This window comes from Ruegeria sp. SCSIO 43209 (assembly GCF_019904295.1).
Classification (GTDB): domain Bacteria; phylum Pseudomonadota; class Alphaproteobacteria; order Rhodobacterales; family Rhodobacteraceae; genus Ruegeria.
In genome coordinates this window covers 159,142-178,358 of sequence record NZ_CP065359.1, presented here as the reverse complement: position 1 = coordinate 178,358, position 19,217 = coordinate 159,142, and the positions used below count along the sequence as shown (strand labels likewise).

Annotated in this window: 17 protein-coding genes; 9 read left to right on the top strand and 8 right to left on the bottom strand. The window is 58.8% G+C overall.

Annotated elements, in window-relative coordinates:
- The first annotated feature begins 250 nt into the window (after positions 1–250).
- The 8 genes from sucC to I5192_RS00885 all read left to right on the top strand — a co-directional run bounded on the left by sucC (position 251) and on the right by I5192_RS00885 (position 9,622).
- Positions 251–1,444: an ADP-forming succinate--CoA ligase subunit beta gene (sucC, locus tag I5192_RS00920; protein WP_170395786.1), complete on the top strand. Its 1,194-nt coding sequence runs from the start codon at positions 251–253 to the stop codon at positions 1,442–1,444.
- An 83-nt stretch (positions 1,445–1,527) separates the two neighbouring features.
- The gene (gene sucD / locus I5192_RS00915; protein WP_010443702.1) at positions 1,528–2,409 is read left to right on the top strand and encodes a succinate--CoA ligase subunit alpha; all 882 of its coding nucleotides are present in this window, start codon (positions 1,528–1,530) and stop codon (positions 2,407–2,409) included.
- Positions 2,410–2,443: 34 nt separating this feature from the next.
- Complete coding sequence (locus tag I5192_RS00910) at positions 2,444–2,983, top strand: DUF805 domain-containing protein (protein WP_170408341.1); 540 nt, start codon at positions 2,444–2,446, stop codon at positions 2,981–2,983.
- Complete coding sequence (locus I5192_RS00905) at positions 2,980–5,937, top strand: 2-oxoglutarate dehydrogenase E1 component (protein WP_170513076.1); 2,958 nt, start codon at positions 2,980–2,982, stop codon at positions 5,935–5,937. The genes I5192_RS00910 and I5192_RS00905 overlap by 4 nt, the downstream gene beginning before the upstream one ends.
- Before the next feature lie 3 nt (positions 5,938–5,940).
- The gene (gene odhB / locus I5192_RS00900) at positions 5,941–7,461 is read left to right on the top strand and encodes a 2-oxoglutarate dehydrogenase complex dihydrolipoyllysine-residue succinyltransferase (RefSeq protein ID WP_223117541.1); all 1,521 of its coding nucleotides are present in this window, start codon (positions 5,941–5,943) and stop codon (positions 7,459–7,461) included.
- A gap of 1 nt (position 7,462) precedes the next feature.
- Entirely contained in the window at positions 7,463–7,732 is a 270-nt protein-coding gene (locus tag I5192_RS00895; protein WP_170395780.1) for a hypothetical protein, read from the top strand.
- 71 nt (positions 7,733–7,803) lie between these two features.
- Positions 7,804–9,192 carry a dihydrolipoyl dehydrogenase gene (lpdA, locus tag I5192_RS00890; protein ID WP_223117540.1) on the top strand — a complete coding sequence of 463 codons (1,389 nt, stop codon included), beginning with the start codon at positions 7,804–7,806 and terminating at the stop codon, positions 9,190–9,192.
- Positions 9,193–9,313: 121 nt separating this feature from the next.
- Entirely contained in the window at positions 9,314–9,622 is a 309-nt protein-coding gene (locus tag I5192_RS00885; protein ID WP_170513910.1) for an EthD family reductase, read from the top strand.
- A gap of 17 nt (positions 9,623–9,639) precedes the next feature.
- Here I5192_RS00885 and I5192_RS00880 read toward each other — a convergent pair whose 3' ends face one another.
- Genes I5192_RS00880 through I5192_RS00865 form a run of 4 tightly spaced genes read right to left on the bottom strand, consistent with a single transcriptional unit; the run spans position 9,640 to position 12,545 of the window.
- Complete coding sequence (locus I5192_RS00880) at positions 9,640–10,245, bottom strand: pyridoxamine 5'-phosphate oxidase family protein (protein ID WP_223117539.1); 606 nt, start codon at positions 10,243–10,245, stop codon at positions 9,640–9,642.
- Positions 10,232–10,972: a 1-acyl-sn-glycerol-3-phosphate acyltransferase gene (locus tag I5192_RS00875; protein WP_170395772.1), complete on the bottom strand. Its 741-nt coding sequence runs from the start codon at positions 10,970–10,972 to the stop codon at positions 10,232–10,234. The genes I5192_RS00880 and I5192_RS00875 overlap by 14 nt, the downstream gene beginning before the upstream one ends.
- Positions 10,972–11,871: an ABC transporter permease gene (locus I5192_RS00870; RefSeq protein WP_223117538.1), complete on the bottom strand. Its 900-nt coding sequence runs from the start codon at positions 11,869–11,871 to the stop codon at positions 10,972–10,974. The genes I5192_RS00875 and I5192_RS00870 overlap by 1 nt, the downstream gene beginning before the upstream one ends.
- Entirely contained in the window at positions 11,868–12,545 is a 678-nt protein-coding gene (locus I5192_RS00865; RefSeq protein WP_170423929.1) for a cell division ATP-binding protein FtsE, read from the bottom strand. Before I5192_RS00865 ends, I5192_RS00870 begins: the two co-directional genes overlap by 4 nt.
- A gap of 182 nt (positions 12,546–12,727) precedes the next feature.
- Here I5192_RS00865 and I5192_RS00860 point away from each other — a divergent pair, with 182 nt between their 5' ends.
- Complete coding sequence (locus I5192_RS00860; protein ID WP_223117537.1) at positions 12,728–13,495, top strand: zinc-ribbon domain-containing protein; 768 nt, start codon at positions 12,728–12,730, stop codon at positions 13,493–13,495.
- Here the strand turns inward: I5192_RS00860 and I5192_RS00855 are convergent.
- The 4 genes from I5192_RS00855 to argH form a co-directional block, all read right to left on the bottom strand.
- On the bottom strand, positions 13,492–15,978 hold the full coding sequence (locus tag I5192_RS00855) for a TIGR02302 family protein (RefSeq protein WP_255612156.1): 2,487 nt from the start codon (positions 15,976–15,978) through the stop codon (positions 13,492–13,494). The genes I5192_RS00860 and I5192_RS00855 overlap by 4 nt on opposite strands.
- Positions 15,979–16,074: 96 nt before the next feature.
- Entirely contained in the window at positions 16,075–17,340 is a 1,266-nt protein-coding gene (lysA, locus tag I5192_RS00850; RefSeq protein ID WP_223117535.1) for a diaminopimelate decarboxylase, read from the bottom strand.
- Positions 17,341–17,633: 293 nt separating this feature from the next.
- Complete coding sequence (locus I5192_RS00845) at positions 17,634–17,816, bottom strand: argininosuccinate lyase (protein ID WP_170395762.1); 183 nt, start codon at positions 17,814–17,816, stop codon at positions 17,634–17,636.
- Positions 17,816–19,204 (bottom strand): argininosuccinate lyase, encoded by a 1,389-nt coding sequence (argH, locus tag I5192_RS00840; RefSeq protein WP_170408352.1) that lies wholly within the window; start codon positions 19,202–19,204, stop codon positions 17,816–17,818. The genes I5192_RS00845 and argH overlap by 1 nt, the downstream gene beginning before the upstream one ends.
- Between the last annotated feature and the right edge of the window lie 13 nt (positions 19,205–19,217).

Here is a 19,217-nt window from a genome sequence, read left to right as displayed (position 1 = left end):
GTGCCAAGCTGGCTAAAAGATGTTCGCGCAAACGTCGCAAAACTCATCTATGAATGTGTTTTGTGGGCATGATCCCGGATCATCGAATCAATTTCCACGCCCCGCAATTTTTGTGATCACACCCCAAAAAACTGTGATCACAAATACTGAAAATCTTCGACAATTTCCCGTGACCGGTCAAAAAACTCTTTAATTTTGGCGCTTAGACACCCCTATAACGGTGTAATCGTAGTCAGACGGGACAATTTCGATGAACATTCACGAATATCAAGCCAAAGCGCTTCTTCGCAGCTATGGCGCTCCGGTCTCCGATGGTCGCGCAGTTCTGCGCGCCGAGGAAGCCAAAACCGCAGCCGGTGAATTGGACGGGCCGCTTTGGGTCGTCAAGGCGCAAATCCACGCGGGTGGTCGCGGCAAGGGTTCCTTTAAAGAGGCCGACGCCGGTGAAAAAGGCGGTGTCCGTCTGACCAAATCGGTGGAAGAAGCCGCCGAAGAAGCCAAAAAGATGCTGGGCCGCACGCTGGTCACCCATCAGACCGGCCCTGCAGGCAAGCAGGTGAACCGCATCTACATCGAAGCCGGTTCGGGCATCGAACGTGAACTTTACCTGGCCCTGCTGGTGGACCGCCAGACCAGCCGTATCTCATTCGTATGCTCGACCGAAGGCGGCATGGACATCGAAGAGGTGGCCGCTGCGACGCCTGAGAAAATCCTGTCCTTCTCGGTTGATCCCGCCACTGGTTATCAGCCCTATCACGGCCGCCGCATCGCGTTCTCGTTGGGACTGGAAGGCGCGCAGGTCAAACAATGCGTCAAGCTGATGAACCAGCTCTACAATGCCTTCGTCGAGAAGGACATGGAGATGCTGGAGATCAACCCGCTGATCGTCTCGGACAAGGGCGACCTGAAAGTACTGGACGCAAAAGTCGGCTTTGATGGTAACGCGGTATACCGCCACCCGGATATTGCCGAGTTGCGCGACACGACCGAGGAAGACCCCAAGGAACTGGAAGCGTCCAAATACGACCTGAACTACATCGCGCTGGACGGTGAGATCGGCTGCATGGTCAACGGTGCCGGTCTTGCGATGGCCACGATGGACATCATCAAGCTTTACGGTGCCGAGCCTGCCAACTTCCTGGATGTGGGCGGTGGCGCGACCAAAGAGAAAGTAACCGAGGCGTTCAAGATCATCACCTCGGACCCCAACGTCAAAGGCATTCTGGTCAACATCTTCGGCGGCATCATGCGCTGTGATGTGATTGCCGAGGGCGTCGTTGCCGCGGTGAAAGAGGTGGGCCTGCAGGTCCCGCTGGTCGTGCGTCTGGAAGGCACGAATGTCGAGAAGGGCAAAGAGATCATCAACACCTCGGGCCTCGATGTGATCGCAGCGGACAATCTGAAAGACGGTGCCGAGAAAATCGTGAAGGCCGTCAAAGGCTGAGTGTCATCCCGTAGGGTGGGCTTCAGCCCGCCTTTCCCAAGATTTTGGCGGGCAGAAGCCTGCCGTATAAAGGAGAACGCCAGATGGCAGTCCTCATCGACGAAAATACCAAAGTGATCTGTCAGGGCTTTACCGGCTCGCAGGGCACATTCCACAGCGAACAGGCCATCGCCTATGGCACCAAGATGGTCGGCGGCGTGACCCCCGGCAAAGGCGGGATGACACATCTTGACCTGCCCGTGTTCAACTCGGTCCACGAGGCCAAGCATGTGACCGAAGCCAATGCCAGCGTGATCTACGTGCCGCCGCCGTTTGCAGCGGATTCGATCCTCGAGGCGATTGATGCCGAGATGGAAGTGATCGTCTGCATCACTGAAGGCATCCCCGTTCTGGACATGATGAAGGTGAAGCGTGCGCTGGAAGGGTCGAACTCGCGCCTGATCGGCCCGAACTGCCCCGGTGTCATCACGCCCGACGCCTGCAAGATCGGCATCATGCCCGGCCACATCCACAAGCGCGGCTCGGTCGGTGTTGTGTCTCGTTCGGGTACCCTGACTTATGAGGCCGTCAAACAGACCACCGATGTGGGTCTGGGCCAGTCCACCTGCGTGGGCATCGGCGGCGACCCGATCAAAGGGACCGAGCATATCGACGTGCTGGAATGGTTCCTGGCGGATGACGAAACCGAGTCGATCATCATGATCGGTGAAATCGGTGGCTCGGCCGAGGAAGAAGCTGCACAGTTCCTGGCGGATGAGGCCAAGAAAGGCCGCAAGAAGCCCACGGCAGGGTTCATCGCGGGCCGCACGGCCCCTCCTGGCCGCCGCATGGGCCACGCGGGCGCCATCGTCGCCGGCGGCAAAGGCGGCGCCGAGGACAAGATCGAAGCCATGCGCTCGGCTGGTATCGTCGTGGCCGAAAGCCCGGCGCAGCTGGGTGAGGCTGTGCTGGAAGCCATCGGTTGACCAGAATTTGACTGCTTTGGGAGGAGCGGTAAACATGACTTTCGGCGAAGCCATTAAAACCTGTTTCTCCAAGTTTTTCACCTTTTCGGGCCGTGCCTCGCGGCCCGAATACTGGTTTTTTTTCCTGTTCATCGTGATCTGGAGCATCATCGCCGGGATCATCGACTGGCAGTTCTTCACTCAGGTCGCAGTGACTGAAACCGAAACATCCAAATCCGTCACGGCCACCTCAACAGGCCCGGTCCAAAGCATCGTCAGCCTGATTGTCTTCTTCCCGCATCTGGCCGTTGCATGGCGGCGGATGCATGATACCGGGCGCAGCGGGCTTTATGCTCTGCTGCCGATCCTGCTGATACTTGGTGCGCTTGCCGTCCTGATCTTTGGCATCGGCCTTGCCAGCCAGTTCCATGGCGGCACGTTGGATATCCTGTTCACCCGCGCAACTCTTCTTATTGTCATTCCGACACTTCTTGTCCTGTTTGTGTCGCCCCTCCTGGTTCTGTGGTGGCTGACCCGCCCCAGCGAACCAGGCACCAACCAATACGGTCCCAACCCATATGAGGTAGCCCAATGACCGAACACTCGCCCAACACCGCCTTTCATGCCTCAAGCTTCATGCAGGGGCATAATGCCGAATATCTGGAGCAGCTTTATGCCCAGTACACCAAGAACCCCGGTGCGGTCGACGCAGCCTGGGTCGAGTTCTTCAAGGCCATGGGCGATGACGCGCCGGATGTGCAGCGCGAGGCCGAGGGCCCTTCGTGGGCGCGCAGCGATTGGCCTCCGATGCCTGCCGATGATCTGACGGGTGCGTTGACTGGCGAGTGGGCCGAGATCGACGCCAAAGCAGCGGGCAACAAAATCAAGGATAAGGCGGCGGCCAAGGGTGTTGAGGTCAGTGATGACCAGATCAAGCGCGCGGTGCTGGACAGCCTGCGGGCGCTGATGCTGATCAGGGCCTATCGTATCCGGGGACATCTGGCAGCTGATCTGGACCCGCTGGGCATGCGCGCCGCCAGTACGCATCCCGAGCTGGACCCGAAGACTTACGGGTTCACCGATGCTGACATGGATCGACCGATCTTTATTGACAACGTGCTGGGCCTGCAGATGGCCAGCATGCGCCAAATCGTCGAGATCGTGAAGAGGACCTATTGCGGCACCTTCGCGCTCCAATACATGCATATCTCGAACCCGGAAGAGGCCGCGTGGCTGAAGGAACGCATCGAGGGGTTCGGTAAGGAAATCGCCTTCACCAAGGAAGGCCGCAAGGCGATCCTGAACAAGATGGTCGAGGCCGAGGGTTTCGAGAAATTCCTGCATGTGAAATACATGGGCACCAAGCGGTTTGGTCTGGATGGTGGCGAGGCACTGATCCCCGCGATGGAACAAATCATCAAGCGCGGCGGCGCCTTGGGCCTCAGCGATATCGTCATCGGTATGCCACACCGGGGTCGTCTGAACATTCTGGCCAATGTGATGGGCAAGCCCTATCGCGCGATCTTCAACGAGTTTCAGGGCGGCAGCTTCAAGCCCGAAGACGTGGATGGATCAGGCGACGTGAAATATCACCTCGGCGCGTCAAGCGACCGAGAGTTCGATGGCAATAGCGTTCACCTGTCGCTGACCGCAAACCCCTCGCACCTTGAGGCGGTGAACCCGGTGGTTCTGGGTAAGGTCCGCGCCAAGCAGGACCAGTTGAACGACGAAGACCGCACCAAGGTGATGGGCATCCTCTTGCACGGTGATGCGGCCTTTGCCGGTCAGGGCGTTGTCGCCGAAGGCTTTGGCCTGTCGGGCCTGAAGGGGCACAAGACCGGCGGCACCATGCATATCGTGGTGAACAACCAGATCGGCTTTACCACCGCGCCACATTTCAGCCGTTCCAGCCCTTATCCCACGGATATCGCGCTGATGGTTGAAGCTCCCATCTTCCACGTGAATGGCGACGACCCCGAGGCGGTGGTGCATGCCGCCAAGGTGGCGACCGAGTTCCGCCAGAAGTTCCACAAGGACGTGGTGCTGGATATTTTCTGCTATCGCCGGTTTGGTCATAACGAGGGCGACGAGCCCATGTTCACCAACCCGATCATGTACAAGAAGATCAAGACGCATAAGACCACGTTGTCGTTGTATACCGAGCGCCTTGTCAGGGACGGGCTTATCCCCGAAGGCGAGATTGAAGACATGAAGGCGGCCTTTCAGGCACATCTGAATGAAGAGTTCGATGCCGGGAAAGACTACAAGCCAAACAAAGCCGACTGGCTGGATGGGCGCTGGTCGCATCTGGACAAGCACAAAGACGAATACATGCGCGGTGAAACCGCAATTACACCAGAGACGCTGGCCGAGATCGGCACCGCTCTGACCAGCGCCCCCGAAGGTTTTGCGATGCACAAAACCGTGGGCCGGTTGCTGGACCACAAGAAACAGATGTTCGAAAACGGAACCGGCTTTGACTGGGCAACGGGCGAGGCTCTGGCGTTTGGCTCTCTGCTGACCGAAGGCTACCCTGTACGTTTGGCCGGACAGGACGCGACGCGTGGCACATTCAGCCAACGCCATTCTGGATTTGTCCATCAGGAAACCGAGGAACGGTATTACCCGCTGAACAATATCCGCAAGGGCCAATCACATTATGACGTGATTGACTCGATGCTGTCCGAATACGCGGTGCTTGGGTTCGAGTATGGCTATTCACTGGCCGAGCCCAACGCGCTTGTTCTCTGGGAGGCACAGTTTGGCGATTTCGCCAACGGGGCGCAGATCATGTTCGATCAGTTCATTAGTTCGGGTGAATCGAAGTGGCTGCGGATGTCTGGTCTGGTCACGCTGCTGCCGCATGGGTTCGAAGGGCAAGGCCCAGAGCACTCATCCGCACGGCTTGAGCGGTTTCTCCAAATGTGCGGTCAGGACAACTGGATCGTGGCGAACTGCACAACGCCTGCGAACTATTTCCACATCCTGCGCCGTCAATTGCACCGGACCTTCCGCAAGCCGCTTATCCTGGTGACGCCGAAGTCGCTGCTGCGCCATAAGCTGGCGGTCAGCAAGGCCGAGGAATTCACCACAGGCTCGAGCTTCCATAGGGTGCTGTGGGATGATGCTCAACAGGGCAACTCGGACACTAAACTGGTGGCAGATGACAAGATCAAGCGGGTCGTCATGTGCTCGGGCAAGGTCTATTTTGATCTGCTTGAGGAACGCGATGCGCGCGGCATCGACGACATCTACTTAATGCGGATCGAGCAATACTATCCTTTCCCCGCGCATTCGCTGATCAACGAGCTTGAGCGCTTCAAGGGGGCCGAGATGGTCTGGTGTCAGGAAGAACCCAAGAACCAGGGTGCTTGGACCTTTATTGAGCCCAATATCGAATGGGTTCTGACCCGCATTGGCGCAAAACACACCCGTCCGGTCTATGCCGGTCGCGCAACTTCGGCCTCGCCCGCGACGGGTCTGGCCAGCCAACACAAAGCCCAACAAGAAGCGCTGGTGAACGAAGCGCTGAGCATTGAAGGAAAGTAAACGATGACGATTGAAGTTCGTGTTCCCACGCTGGGCGAGTCTGTCACCGAAGCCACCGTTGCGACTTGGTTCAAAAAACCCGGCGATGCAGTCGCCGTAGATGAGATGCTGTGCGAGTTGGAGACTGACAAGGTTACGGTTGAGGTGCCCTCACCCGCTGCTGGCGTGATGGGTGAGATCGTTGCAGCCGAAGGTGAGACCGTGGGCGTCGATGCCCTGCTTGCCACGATAGCGGCGGGCGAAGGGGCTGCGCCTGCTCCGGCAGCGGCGGCCCCGGCCCCGGCCCCGGCGGCAGCGGCACCCGCAGCATCAGGCGGCAGTGTAGATGTGATGGTGCCGACATTGGGTGAATCCGTCACCGAGGCTACAGTCTCGACATGGTTCAAACAGGTCGGCGACAGCGTTGCACAGGATGAAATGCTGTGCGAACTGGAAACCGACAAGGTCTCGGTCGAGGTCCCTGCCCCGGCGGCAGGCGTTCTGGCTGAAATCGTTGCGCCTGAAGGCAGCACGGTCGATGCTTCTGCCAAATTGGCGGTGATCTCGGGCGCAGCCGCAGGTGCGGCAGCGGCTCCGGTGGCGGCCGTCGCCGCTCCGGCTGCAGCCAGCACAGGTAAAGACGTGTCCAACGCTCCATCGGCTGAGAAAGCGATGGCCGAAGCTGGTCTGTCTGCGGATCAGGTCACTGGCACCGGACGCGATGGTCGTATCATGAAAGAAGACGTGGCAAAGGCAGTTGCAGCAGCTACGGCCCCAGCGCCTGCGGCGGCTGTGCCCGCCCCCGCTGCCCAAGCTCCGCGCGCGCCTGTGGCTGCCGAGGATGCGAGCCGCGAAGAGCGCGTGCGCATGACCCGTCTGCGCCAAACCATCGCCAAGCGCCTGAAAGACGCGCAGAACACCGCCGCGATCCTGACCACCTATAACGAGGTGGACATGACTGAGGTGATGGCTTTGCGCAACCAGTACAAGGACCAGTTCGAGAAGAAGCATGGCGTACGTCTGGGCTTTATGTCCTTTTTCACCAAGGCCTGCTGTCATGCGCTGAAAGAAGTGCCCGAAGTGAATGCCGAGATCGACGGCAATGACATCGTCTACAAGAACTTCGTGCATATGGGTGTGGCCGCAGGTACGCCGCAAGGGCTGGTGGTTCCAGTCATCCGGGATGCGGACTCGATGTCTTTCGCAGCGATCGAGAAAGCCATCGCCGAAAAAGGCAAGCGCGCCCGTGACGGTAAACTCTCGATGGCGGAAATGCAGGGCGGCACTTTCACGATCTCGAACGGAGGCGTCTACGGCTCGCTGATGTCTTCACCGATCCTGAACCCGCCGCAATCGGGCATTCTGGGCATGCACAAGATCCAGGATCGTCCCATGGTCATCAATGGTGAGATCAAAATCCGCCCGATGATGTATCTGGCGCTGTCCTATGATCACCGTATTGTGGACGGCAAGGGTGCTGTGACATTCCTTGTCCGCGTAAAAGAGGCGCTGGAAGACCCGCGCCGTCTGCTGATGGATCTGTAAGATGGCGACTCATGTACTGTGGCAAGCCGATGTGGCCGATTTCGATGCCTGGCTGAAGGTGTTCCGCGAGGATCAACCGATGCGCAAGGCCGCGGGTATCCGCGACCTGCATGTCTGGCGCGATCCAGATCAGCGGGATCATGCGATAGCGATGTTCGAGGTTATGAATCTGGATAAGGCCAAAGCCTTTTTTGGGTCCGAAGAACTGGCGATGCACCATGAACGCGGCGGCATTGCGCATATATCAATCAAGCTGCTGGAACCCGTTTGAAATATAGGTACCCGACCCGCCATACCGGATCGGAACGCTGCCGGATCACCCGGTCGATTTAGGAGAATGTAATGGCAAATTATGACGTCATCGTAATCGGCGCCGGACCCGGCGGCTATGTCTGCGCCATCCGTTGCGCCCAACTGGGCCTTAAAACCGCAGTTGTCGAGGGGCGCGAGACGCTGGGTGGGACTTGCCTGAACGTGGGCTGCATCCCCTCGAAAGCATTGTTGCATGCCAGCCATCAGTTGCACGAAGCCGAACACAACTTTGCAAAGATGGGTCTGAAGGGGAAGTCACCTTCGGTCGATTGGAAGCAGATGCAGGCCTACAAGGACGAGGTCATCGATGGCAACACCAAGGGCATCGAGTTTCTGTTCAAGAAGAACAAGATCGATTGGCTGAAAGGCTGGGGCTCAATCCCTGCTGCGGGCAGGGTCAAGGTTGGTGATGAGGTCCATGAGACCAAGAACATCATTATCGCTTCGGGCTCTGAGCCATCGGCACTGCCTGGCGTCGAGGTTGACGAAAAGGTCGTGGTGACTTCGACTGGCGCGTTGTCTCTGGGCAAAGTTCCCAAGAAAATGATTGTGATCGGTGCCGGTGTGATCGGGCTTGAATTGGGCTCGGTCTACAGCCGTTTGGGCGCAGAGGTGACGGTGATCGAATTCCTCAAGGAAATCACGCCGGGTATGGACCCCGAGGTTCAGAAGACTTTCCAGCGTATCCTGAAGAAACAGGGTTTGAAGTTCGTCATGGGCGCTGCGGTGCAAAAGACCGAAGCCACCAAGACCAAAGCCAAGGTAACGTACAAGCTGCTCAAGGATGACAGCGAGCATGTCATCGATGCCGATACTGTGCTGGTGGCCACCGGGCGCAAGCCATATTCGGATGGGCTGGGGCTGGACGCTTTGGGCGTCGAGATGACCCCGCGCGGCCAGATCAAGGTCGGCAGTGATTGGCAGACCAACGTGCCGGGCATCTACGCCATCGGCGACGTGACCGAAGGCCCGATGCTGGCCCACAAGGCTGAAGACGAGGGCATGGCCGCAGCCGAGCAGGTTGCAGGCAAGCATGGTCATGTGAACTATGGTGTTATTCCTGGGGTCATCTACACTTGGCCCGAGGTGGCCAATGTGGGTGAGACCGAAGCGACACTCAAAGAACAGGGCCGCGCCTACAAGGTCGGCAAGTTCATGTTCATGGGCAATGGCCGGGCCAAGGCGAATTTCGCAGCCGACGGGTTCGTCAAGATTCTGGCAGACAAAGAAACCGATCGCATTCTGGGCGCGCATATCATCGGCCCCGCGGCCGGAGACCTGATCCACGAGGTTTGCGTCGCCATGGAATTCGGCGCATCAGCCGAAGATCTGGCCCTGACCTGTCACGCTCACCCGACCTATTCCGAAGCAGTGCGCGAGGCGGCGCTCGCCTGTGGTGACGGGCCAATTCATAGCTGACCAAACCTGAGCAGGTCCTCTACCTAGTCTCCTTGAGCGGCACCCCGTGTCGCTCAAAACCATTTGCGGCAGGTGATCAGACGCGGTTTACTGACTCCATTGCTTTTGGAAAGGAAGTCAGATGAGCGTCAGTTTACAGGTGATCTATCCCATAGGTACAGAAACACATTTCGATTTCGACTATTATGTCGACACACATCTTCCGCTTGTCGGCGAGCACATGGGGTCACATATCGAACGTACGGTCGTAACCAAAGGCATTGCGGGAGGCCCTGAAGCGCCAGCAGGTCATTACGCGATCGCAACGATCATGTTTGAAGATCAGGACGCCATGAACGACGCTATGTCAAAGGCAGGCCCTGTCCTGGCCGATCTGCCAAACTTCACCAATGTCAAACCGCAGATGCTGATCGGTGAGGTGATCGGCTGAATCAGAGCCATCCTTGCCTACCACATGGTTCTAGCGGCGCGGGCACCCCATTCCTGATCATATTGCGCGCCGCCTTCCTCTCCTGACGTCATTTCCGACAATATCTCGCCAGCCGTCGGCAGGCCCTCGCTTTCATCGTGGCCACTCCAGGTTCTGGCCCGGATCAGGGCGCGCGCGCATTGTGTGTAAATCTCGGATATCTCGATTACGATTACGGTTGCGGGGCGTTTTCCGTGTTTTTCGAACCGGGCGCGCAGGGCTTCATCAGCAGTCAGTTGAGCGTTCCCATTTACCCGAACCACATTGTTCGAACCGGGCGCCATGAACAACAATGAGACGCGTGGATCGAGTACGATATTTCGCAGGGAATCCAAGCGGTTGTTTCCCCGCCAATCCGGCAGTGCCAGGGTGCCTTGGTCCAGTTCCAACACAACTGGCCCTTCATCTCCACGCGGGCTGCCATCGACACCTTCGGAGCCGACGGTGCTGAGGATACACAAGCGTGAGGCCATAATCCATTTGCGGTAGAGCGGTGTTAGCCGCCGCGCCACTTTGCGGATCGAGGCTGCTCCGGGCGTGCCATACAGAGCCTCAAGGGCAGTGATATCCTTAACGAATTCCATCCGGGTCAAACCCCACTTCTCTCATCAATTCGTTCGAGCGTGTCTCAATCACGTTTTCCAGCTGCTCAAGAAAGGCATTCCGCGCAACGCCGGGTTCAATCGGATTAAGGAAATCGACAATCGCGGTGCCTGGCTTGCGCATGACACCGGTTCTGGGCCAGAAGACGCCCGCATTGGTGGCAACTGGCACGCACGGGAACCCGAGCCCTTCATACAGAACCGCCGTTCCAACCTTGTAAGGCTTGTGTACCCCTGGCGCGACGCGCGTACCTTGCGGGTAGATCACCAACTGACCGGGTTCGCTGAACTCGCGCGCAACATCCTTGACCATTTTGGCAACCGCCGCCCCTCGTTTTCCGCGATTGACCGGGATACATCCCAGACGGCGCGCATACATGCCAATGACCGGCGTCCACAGAAGCTCTCGCTTCATGATGAACTTGCCGTGCGGGATGGCGTCGAAGATTATGATGATGTCCAGAAACGACTGGTGCTTGGCGCCGATCACAACCTCGCCATGTGGGACTTCCCCGCGCACTTCGCAGCGAATACCAACCATCCAGCGGGCCAACCACTTGGTTGTGCGCGCATAGGTTTTGCATGCTCGCAATGCGCCACGCTTGGCGAACAGCGCATAGGGGGCAAAGACAAGCCCCAGCACCAGCATCCAGGCATAGATGGTGATCATAAAGATCAGCGACCGGACCCATTGAATAGCCATGAACATCACGAAAGCTCCTTCAACTTGCGCTGCGCGGCTGACCATGTGGCCAGAAACGCAACGGCCGCGCCCAATACCGGGATCAGCACGGGCAGGATCCAACCGATACCCTGAAACCCAAGGCCAGTGAGAAAACCACCCGCATCCGAGGCTTCGGGGAGCAAAAATACACCCGTCATACCCAGCAAAGTGCCAACTGCTGCTCCAAACAGCGCCCGGAACGTAAAGCGGCGCACGAACGCTCCGGCGATGAACCGGTCCCGCGCGCCGACCTGACGCAGAACCTCGATTATCTGCGCGTTGGCGGCAAGCGAGGCGTTGGCGGCAAGCGTGATCATAGCGGCAGTGGCGCCACCGATCAGCAGGATCGAAATCCAGCCCAGACGCCGCAGTGAATTGGCCGCATCAACCAATGGCTCGCGCCAGCGAGTGTGATCATCCAGCACTGCGCCCGGCACCTCAGCCCCTAGCCGCAGCCGCAGGCCAGCCGCATCAAGACCCGGCTCACCTTCGATAATCTCTATCAGCTGCGGGATTGGTAAAGTGTCCAGAGGCAAGTCCGGTCCGAACCAGGGTGACAGCAGTGTGGCCTGCTCTTCGCTCGTCAACGCGCGAGCCGAAGCCACACCCGGCGTTTGCTGGAGGACATTCAAAGCAGCCTCGGTTTGCGCCGCACGTTGATCTGCAGGGGCATTGATCCGCAAGGTCGCTGCCCCCGCCAACTCTGAAGCCCAACGATCCGCCACACGGCCCGAGGCTAACGAAAGAGCCAGCGCAAACACCGCCAGAAAGGCCATTGCGCCAGACACGAACAGGGTCAATTGCGCCGTAAAGCCCGTGGGTGGCACCACCCGGTCGGCGCGGCTGTCACGGCGCAGCAAATTGCGGATCGTGCCCTTGCTCATAGATCCGCCCCCGCAAGCTGCACCCGGCGCTGCGCGATACGCAGTACGCGAGCCTGAACCTGGCTTTTGGCGGCGCGGATCAGGCTTAGGTCATGGGTGGCGATCAGCACGGTTTTTCCCATCCTGTTCAATTCGACCAACAGGCGCAGAAGTCGTTGCGACATCTCCCAGTCCACATTGCCGGTGGGTTCATCCGCAAGCACCACATCGGGCGATAGGATGACTGCGCGGGCCAATGCGGCACGCTGGCGTTCGCCCCCCGATAGTTCAGGCGGGTGCGCCTCAAGCCTGCTGCCAAGCCCGACCCAGCCAAGCAGTTCGGTCAGATCGTCCTGCTGCCCATTTTCAGAGCGCCCCGAGACCATCAGCGGCAACGCGACATTCTCGGCCAGCGTCATGTGATCCAAAAATCGGCAATCCTGATGCACCACGCCAATTCGGCGGCGCAGCAGCGCCATCTGATCACGGTCCATGCGGGCGATATCCTCGCCAAAGGCCATCAACCTGCCCGAGGTTGGCAACAACGCGCCATAACAGAGTTTCAGCAATGTGGTCTTGCCCGCACCCGAAGGCCCGGTCAGAAAGTGGAACGATCCGGGCTGCAATTGCAGCGAAACATCGCTCAGCAACTCACCACCGCCGTAGGTATAGCTGATATTCTCCAGCTCGATCACGCCTGCCCCCTTTGTTCTGCTCACCTCTTGCCCGAGCGCAGCGGTGGATTCAATGCCTCGGGCGGGGCCAATTGGCGACACTTGGCCCGCGAAACCGAAAACACGCTTTGCTGTTGGGTCTTAACGGAATATCATCCCTGAAAAAACTATTATCAGGCCAGCCTTGAAGGCCAGGAGGCAGAATGCGTTTAACGTGTCCGAATTGCAGCGCCCAGTACGAAGTCCCGGACGAAGTGATCCCCGAGGACGGGCGCGAAGTTCAATGCTCGGCTTGCGAAGAGACCTGGTTTCAGGAAAAGTATCCAGTCGCCAGCAAAGCAGAGCTGGAAGCGAAATCTGCGAGTGCAATCCAGGCAGCCTTTGCCGAACCGGAAGATGTTAAGTCAGAGGATGCGCCAGAACCCGATGCGGCCAAGGCCGAGCCAGAAAAGGTTAAGGTAGAAGACACACCAGAACCCGATGCGCCCGAGGAATTGAGTGTTGGAAACGTAGACCCAGCGGTATCCAGCATCCTCAAGGAAGAGGCTGCACGCGAGGCAGAACTGCGCGAGCGTGAAGGCAGCAATCTGGAAAGCCAACCTGATCTGGCATTGGATCCGCCTGAAGAGCCCAAAGTCAAACCGAAACGGCCCTCGGCCACTGAAACCGCCGCTGACGCAGGTCAGAAAGATGAGCTGCCGGATGTTGAGGCGATCAACTCGGGTCTGCGCAGCGACTTGACATCGGACGAAGCTGAAGCCGTTGCTCCGGCCCGCAAATCCGGTGGGTTTCTGCGTGGCTTTGCCTTGATCATTATCATCGGCGTCATTCTGTTTCTGATATATGGCAATGCCAATCAGATCAGCGAGGCGGTTCCGCAAGCCGATCCGATGCTGAAATCATATGTCTCACTGGTCGATCAAGCGCGCCTTTGGCTTGAGACACAGACTGGGGGCGCAGGGCAGAACTAGAACCTTTCGAGCAATCGCTTGAGGTATTCCAACTCGATCTGAGGCCGATCCTGTTCACCGGTCCGGCGGCGGATTTCATCCAGCAACTCGCGCGCACGGCGATATACATCTTCGCCTTGCAGCAGGTTGTCGTCGGTCGAGATTGATCCCGCGGAACCTGGCGTACGACCCAATGGATCGCGGTTATTGGCCTGCATGTCGCCGGCCTCGGTCCCTTGACCCGGCTGGTTCTGCTGGTTCTGCGCCAGGGCTTCGCCCAGTGAACGCATGCCTTCGCGCAAGGCTTCCATCGCCTCGGATTGACGGTCAATCGCCTCGGCCAGATCATCGCTGCGCAAGGCGTCTTCGGCGTCGTCCATGGCCCGGCCCGCACGGCCCAATGCTTCGCGCGCAGCGTCGCCTTCGGGTGTACCACCGCCGGGCAGACCTTGTTGTTGCCGACTCAACTCATCCCGCAGCGCCTGCTGCCGATCCGCCAGTGACCCCTGACCTTGCTGGCCTTCACCAGCCTCATCCTGACCCTGGCCCTGGCCGCCCTGGCCTTCATGGCTCTGGCCGCGTCCCAGACCACCGTTGCGACCCTCATTGCCCTGACTTTCGCCCGCTTGCGCACCGGGGTTGAACTGTTCCTGCAGGTCGCGGAATGCCTGATCGCTGAGGCCCTGTTGTTCGCGCAGGGTTTCTGCCAGCCCTTCCATGGCCTGCTGTCCTTCGGACTGGCCACCTTGGCCCTGCCCCTGTGTGACGCGCATGTTTTCCATCATTTGCTGGAACTCTTCTAATGCCTGCTGCGCCTCGGCCATGCGGCCTTGTTCCATGAGCTCCTGAATGCGGTCCATCATTCGCTGCAGGTCATCCTGCGTCATCTGCAGGGTTTCGCCGTTCTGGCCCTGCTGTCCTTGCTGCGTCTCACCGTTTTCCTGCGCCAGACGCTGGAGTTGCCGCATGTAATCCTGTGTCGCTTCGCGCAGCTCCTGCATCAGTTCGGCAATCTCTTCGTCGCTGGCACCGTTCTGCATCGCTTCGGTCAGACGCTCCTGCGCACGGCGCATCCGTTCCAGTGCGTCGGCCAGCGTGCCATCCTCGATCAGAACCGCCAGATCCCACAGCGCTTGCGCAATTTCTTCCTGCTGTTTGACGTTCAGTGCGCCGTATTTGTCGAAGGTCTCCAGCCGCCGCAGGATCACACGCAGACGCAGATACGCTGTATCTGAGCGGAACAGGTCCTCGGGTAGGTGCGAAACCGCACGCAGCAATTGCGATACACGCAGCGCGTTTTCGCGCGACCAGAGCAGATCGCGCCGCTGTTCGATCACCGCAGCAGCCAATGGGTCAAAGAACCTACGGGCCGGCAGTTCTGTCAGATAAGGTTCTGCCACCGTCTCTTGATCTGCCGCGTCGATAGCCATGAGGGTTATTTTTACCGGCAAATGTGCCCAAGGGTGCTGCGAGAAATCCTCGATCAAGTCTTCGGTGAAATCGGTCCGATCGCCTGTAATCGGCATTGGCAACTCGACCGTAATGATCTCGCGCGGTTCAGGCTCGGTCGCAAGACCGAATTGACGGTTGACCGCAGGCAGGTCCAATTCGATCCGGGCGGTGCCGGAGACGATTCCATAGTCATCCGCAGCAGCGAAGGGCAGCTTCATCTGTCCGCCAGCCTCTGATTGCGCCACTCCTGCCGTCGCGATCCTGGGGGCAGTGTCTGGAAGGATCTCAAGCGCCCAATCGCGCCCTGCCGGGCCATCAATCCGCATTTGGCCCGAGCGTTCCGCAACAAATTCCTGTTCCGGTTCTGTCGCGGCTTCGGTGCCCAGAGGTGTCGAAGATTCTGTCAGGCTGTGCGCGCCGATCTCGCCGTAGAACCGAAGTGTGATGCGGCTGCCTTTAGGCACCGTCAACGTCGGATCGGTCTGATCGGCAAGGTAGAGCGTTGGCAGCCCGGTGTAGCGCGGCGGTTCAATCCAACCCTCCCAAGTCGGGCCCTGCCCCGCCTGAGCGGTCCCCGGCGTCATGTCAGCGACCGAGCCTATCCGCCAGAACGAGCCGAACAGAGCCGCAACGACGAGTGCCAATAAGGCAGCATAGCGAAGCGCATAGGGATCGCGAGACGCCAGCCGCAAGTCGGGTTTCACCGGATCGGCCTTTGATGCACGATCTGCCATGCGCGTCTGGTGCGCATGCCACAGTGCCACCGAATCCGCATCCATCGCACCGATTGCCTGATCGTCCATCAGTGCTTGTATCGGGCGTCCGGGCAGGGTTTCATCCAGCCGAACCAGCGCCTCGGCCCGGGTTGGCAGGTGGAACCGTCTGATTCCCAAAACCGCTGTCGCAATTAAAGCAATCAATGCGACCGCTGCAGAAATCCAAACGGCTTCAATGCGCACAAGATCGTGCAGACCCAGCATCAGGGCGGCCAGCAGCGCCATAAGAATAGAAAAGAACGGCCAGAAGGCGCGCATCACCTGCTCAGCCAGCATACCCCCGTGCGTCAGCCACAGGGACAGTCTTGGAATTGGCAAGGTCTGGTTGTCGCGCAAGGCGGGCCTCCTGATCGGCCCGACGCGCCTATCGCGTCAAAGCCACTCAGGTATGGTATCGCGGTTTATGATTTCGTCAAAGCTTGGGCGTTCACGAATTACGGCAAATTGATCCCCGTTCACCAGAACCTCAGGGATCAGGGGCCGCGTATTGTATTCGCTAGACATGACTGCACCGTAGGCACCTGCACTGCGGAATGCGATAAGATCGCCCGATTTCAAAGCCGGCATGTTGCGTTGTTTTGCAAAGGTATCCCCGGATTCACAGACCGGACCAACGATATCATACGGGCGCTGTTCGACCCCTGCGGCAGGTTCTTCGACCGCCACTATATCATGATACGCCTCATACATCGCGGGGCGGATCAGGTCGTTCATTGCGCCATCGAGGATCAGGAAATCGCGGTCTTCGCCGGATTTAACATAGATGACCTTGGACACCATCAGACCCGCATTGCCAGCGATCAGTCGACCGGGCTCAATCTCGATCTCGCAGCCCAGATGGCCCAGTGTTTTCTTAACCATCGCACCATATTCAACCGGCAGCGGAGGCGCGTCGTTGGAACGGGCATAAGGAATACCCAAACCACCGCCCAGATCGAGGCGGCGGATGTTATGCCCCTCTGCGCGTAGGCGCTCTGTCAGTTCCGCAACCTTCATATAAGCCAGTTCAAACGGCTCAAGCTCGGTTAGTTGCGATCCGATATGGACATCGATCCCAATCACCTCCAGTCCCGGAAGGCTTGCGGCCAGTGCATAAACCTCGGTCGCACGCGAGATTGGGATACCGAACTTGTTCTCGGACTTGCCGGTGGCGATCTTGGCGTGGGTTTTTGCATCCACGTCCGGATTCACCCGAACAGTGATCGGCGCAACCTTGCCCAATTCCAGTGCAACCGCATTGATCACCTGCATTTCGGGCTCGGATTCGACGTTGAACTGACGAATGCCACCGGTCAGAGCGGTACGAATCTCATCCGCTGTCTTGCCGACGCCCGAAAAGACAATCTTGTCTCCGGGCACGCCCGCGGCTTTGGCGCGCAGATATTCCCCGCCCGAAACCACATCCATTCCCGCACCTGCCTGCGCCAGCGTCTTCAGGATGGCCTGATTGCTGGCCGCTTTCATCGCATAGCAGACTAGGTGATCAGTGCCCTCAAGCGCGTCATCGAACAGCTTGAAATGCCGCTGCAGCGTCGCCGTCGAATAGACATAGAACGGGGTTCCGACCGCGGCAGCGATTTCGGAGATTGGCACATCCTCGGCGAAAAGCGCGCCGTCGCGGTAGAGAAAATGATCCATACCGCGCGCTTAGACCAAAAGAGGTATGTGGATCAAATGATTCCGGTAGGGTTGTGGTCACCGTCGCGGTTCAGAATGTCTTTGACGCGCCAACCCTCGCATATCCTGAAACCGAGACCCCGGACCCGCTAGGTGCGGCGGTTGGTTCCGTTCGGGGTGCGCCTGACGGGTCGCAAGCTGCAAGTACGGCGAGGCAGAGGATCAGGCCGGCAGGTCTCATGCATTTTCTCTTTGTCATTCAGGATGTGTCAGATGCAGATGGGTGTGCGATCAGCAAATTGCAATTTTGGAGTTCAGAGCCCCAGATAAACGCCCAGCCCACCGCGTCTGAGACCAACGCCAACACCACCATAGGTGCCGCTGCTGCCTACGCCGACGCTTGCGCTCATGGTGGGCTGTATGGGTTCGCCATCGGCACCACACCCGGCCAAGGCCGCTGCGACCGCAATCAATAGCACCACCCGTCGTATCTGCATTACACCAGCGCCTTCCATCGCTTGATCTGGGCCCGCACCTGATCCGGTGCGGTGCCGCCATAGGATTGGCGAGAGTTTACCGAATTTTCGACGGTAAGAACAGAATAGACGTCGTCGGTGATGTCCGCGTGGACCGATTGCATGTCCTCCAGCGTCAGATCCGGTAGGTCGCAGCCCTTGCTTTCAGCCATGGCCACCAGCGATCCAGTGACATGGTGCGCGTCGCGGAAGGGCAGGCCCAGCACGCGGACCAACCAGTCGGCCAGGTCGGTCGCAGTTGAAAAGCCAGACCCGGCAGCGGCAGCCAGGCTTTCGCGATTGGCGGTCATGTCCTTGACCATGCCTTCCATCGCGGCAAGTGCCAGCATCCAGTTATCTGCCGCATCAAATACCTGTTCTTTGTCTTCCTGCATGTCCTTGGAATAGGTCAGCGGCAGCCCCTTCATCACCATCATCAGGCCAGTATTCGCACCAAATATGCGGCCAACCTTGGCACGGATGAGCTCAGCTGCATCGGGGTTCTTCTTTTGCGGCATGATTGATGAACCAGTCGAGAAGCGATCAGACAGTGATACAAACCGGAATTGGGCCGAGGACCAGATTACCAATTCCTCGGCAAAGCGCGACAAGTGCATGGCGCAAATCGAGGCGGTCGACAGGAACTCCAACGCGAAGTCGCGGTCGCTGACAGCGTCCAATGAGTTGGCTGCGGGGCGGTCGAAGCCCAGCGCCTCGGCTGTCATCTGGCGGTCGATTGGGAAAGAGGTCCCGGCCAACGCGGCTGCGCCCAAGGGGGATTCGTTCATCCGGGCACGGGCGTCGCGCACGCGGGACAGATCGCGGCCAAACATCTCGACATAGGCCATCATGTGGTGACCCCAGGTTACCGGCTGCGCGGTTTGCAGGTGGGTGAAACCGGGCATGACCCAGTCTGCCCCGGCCTCGGCCTGCGCCAAAAGCGCGCGGATCAGGGCCAGAAGACCGGATTCTGCGGCATCTAGCTGGTCGCGAACCCAGAGTTTGAAATCGGTCGCCACCTGGTCGTTTCGCGACCGGCCAGTGTGCAGACGGCCTGCGGGTTCTCCGATCACCTCTTTCAGTCGCGCCTCGACATTCATGTGAATGTCTTCCAGCGCAGTCGAGAACTGAAATTCTCCGTTCTGAATTTCTGACAAAACGGTGAGCAGGCCTTCCCGAATGGCGTGCGCATCACTATCAGTAATAACGCCTGTGGCAGCCAGCATGGCGGCATGGGCGCGCGAGCCTGCGATGTCCTGGGCTGCCATCCGCTGATCGAACCCGATCGAGGCATTTATCGCCTCCATGATCGCGTCTGGACCAGCGGCAAAGCGGCCGCCCCACATCTGGTTCGAAGATTGATCGGTCATGAAAGAAAACCCG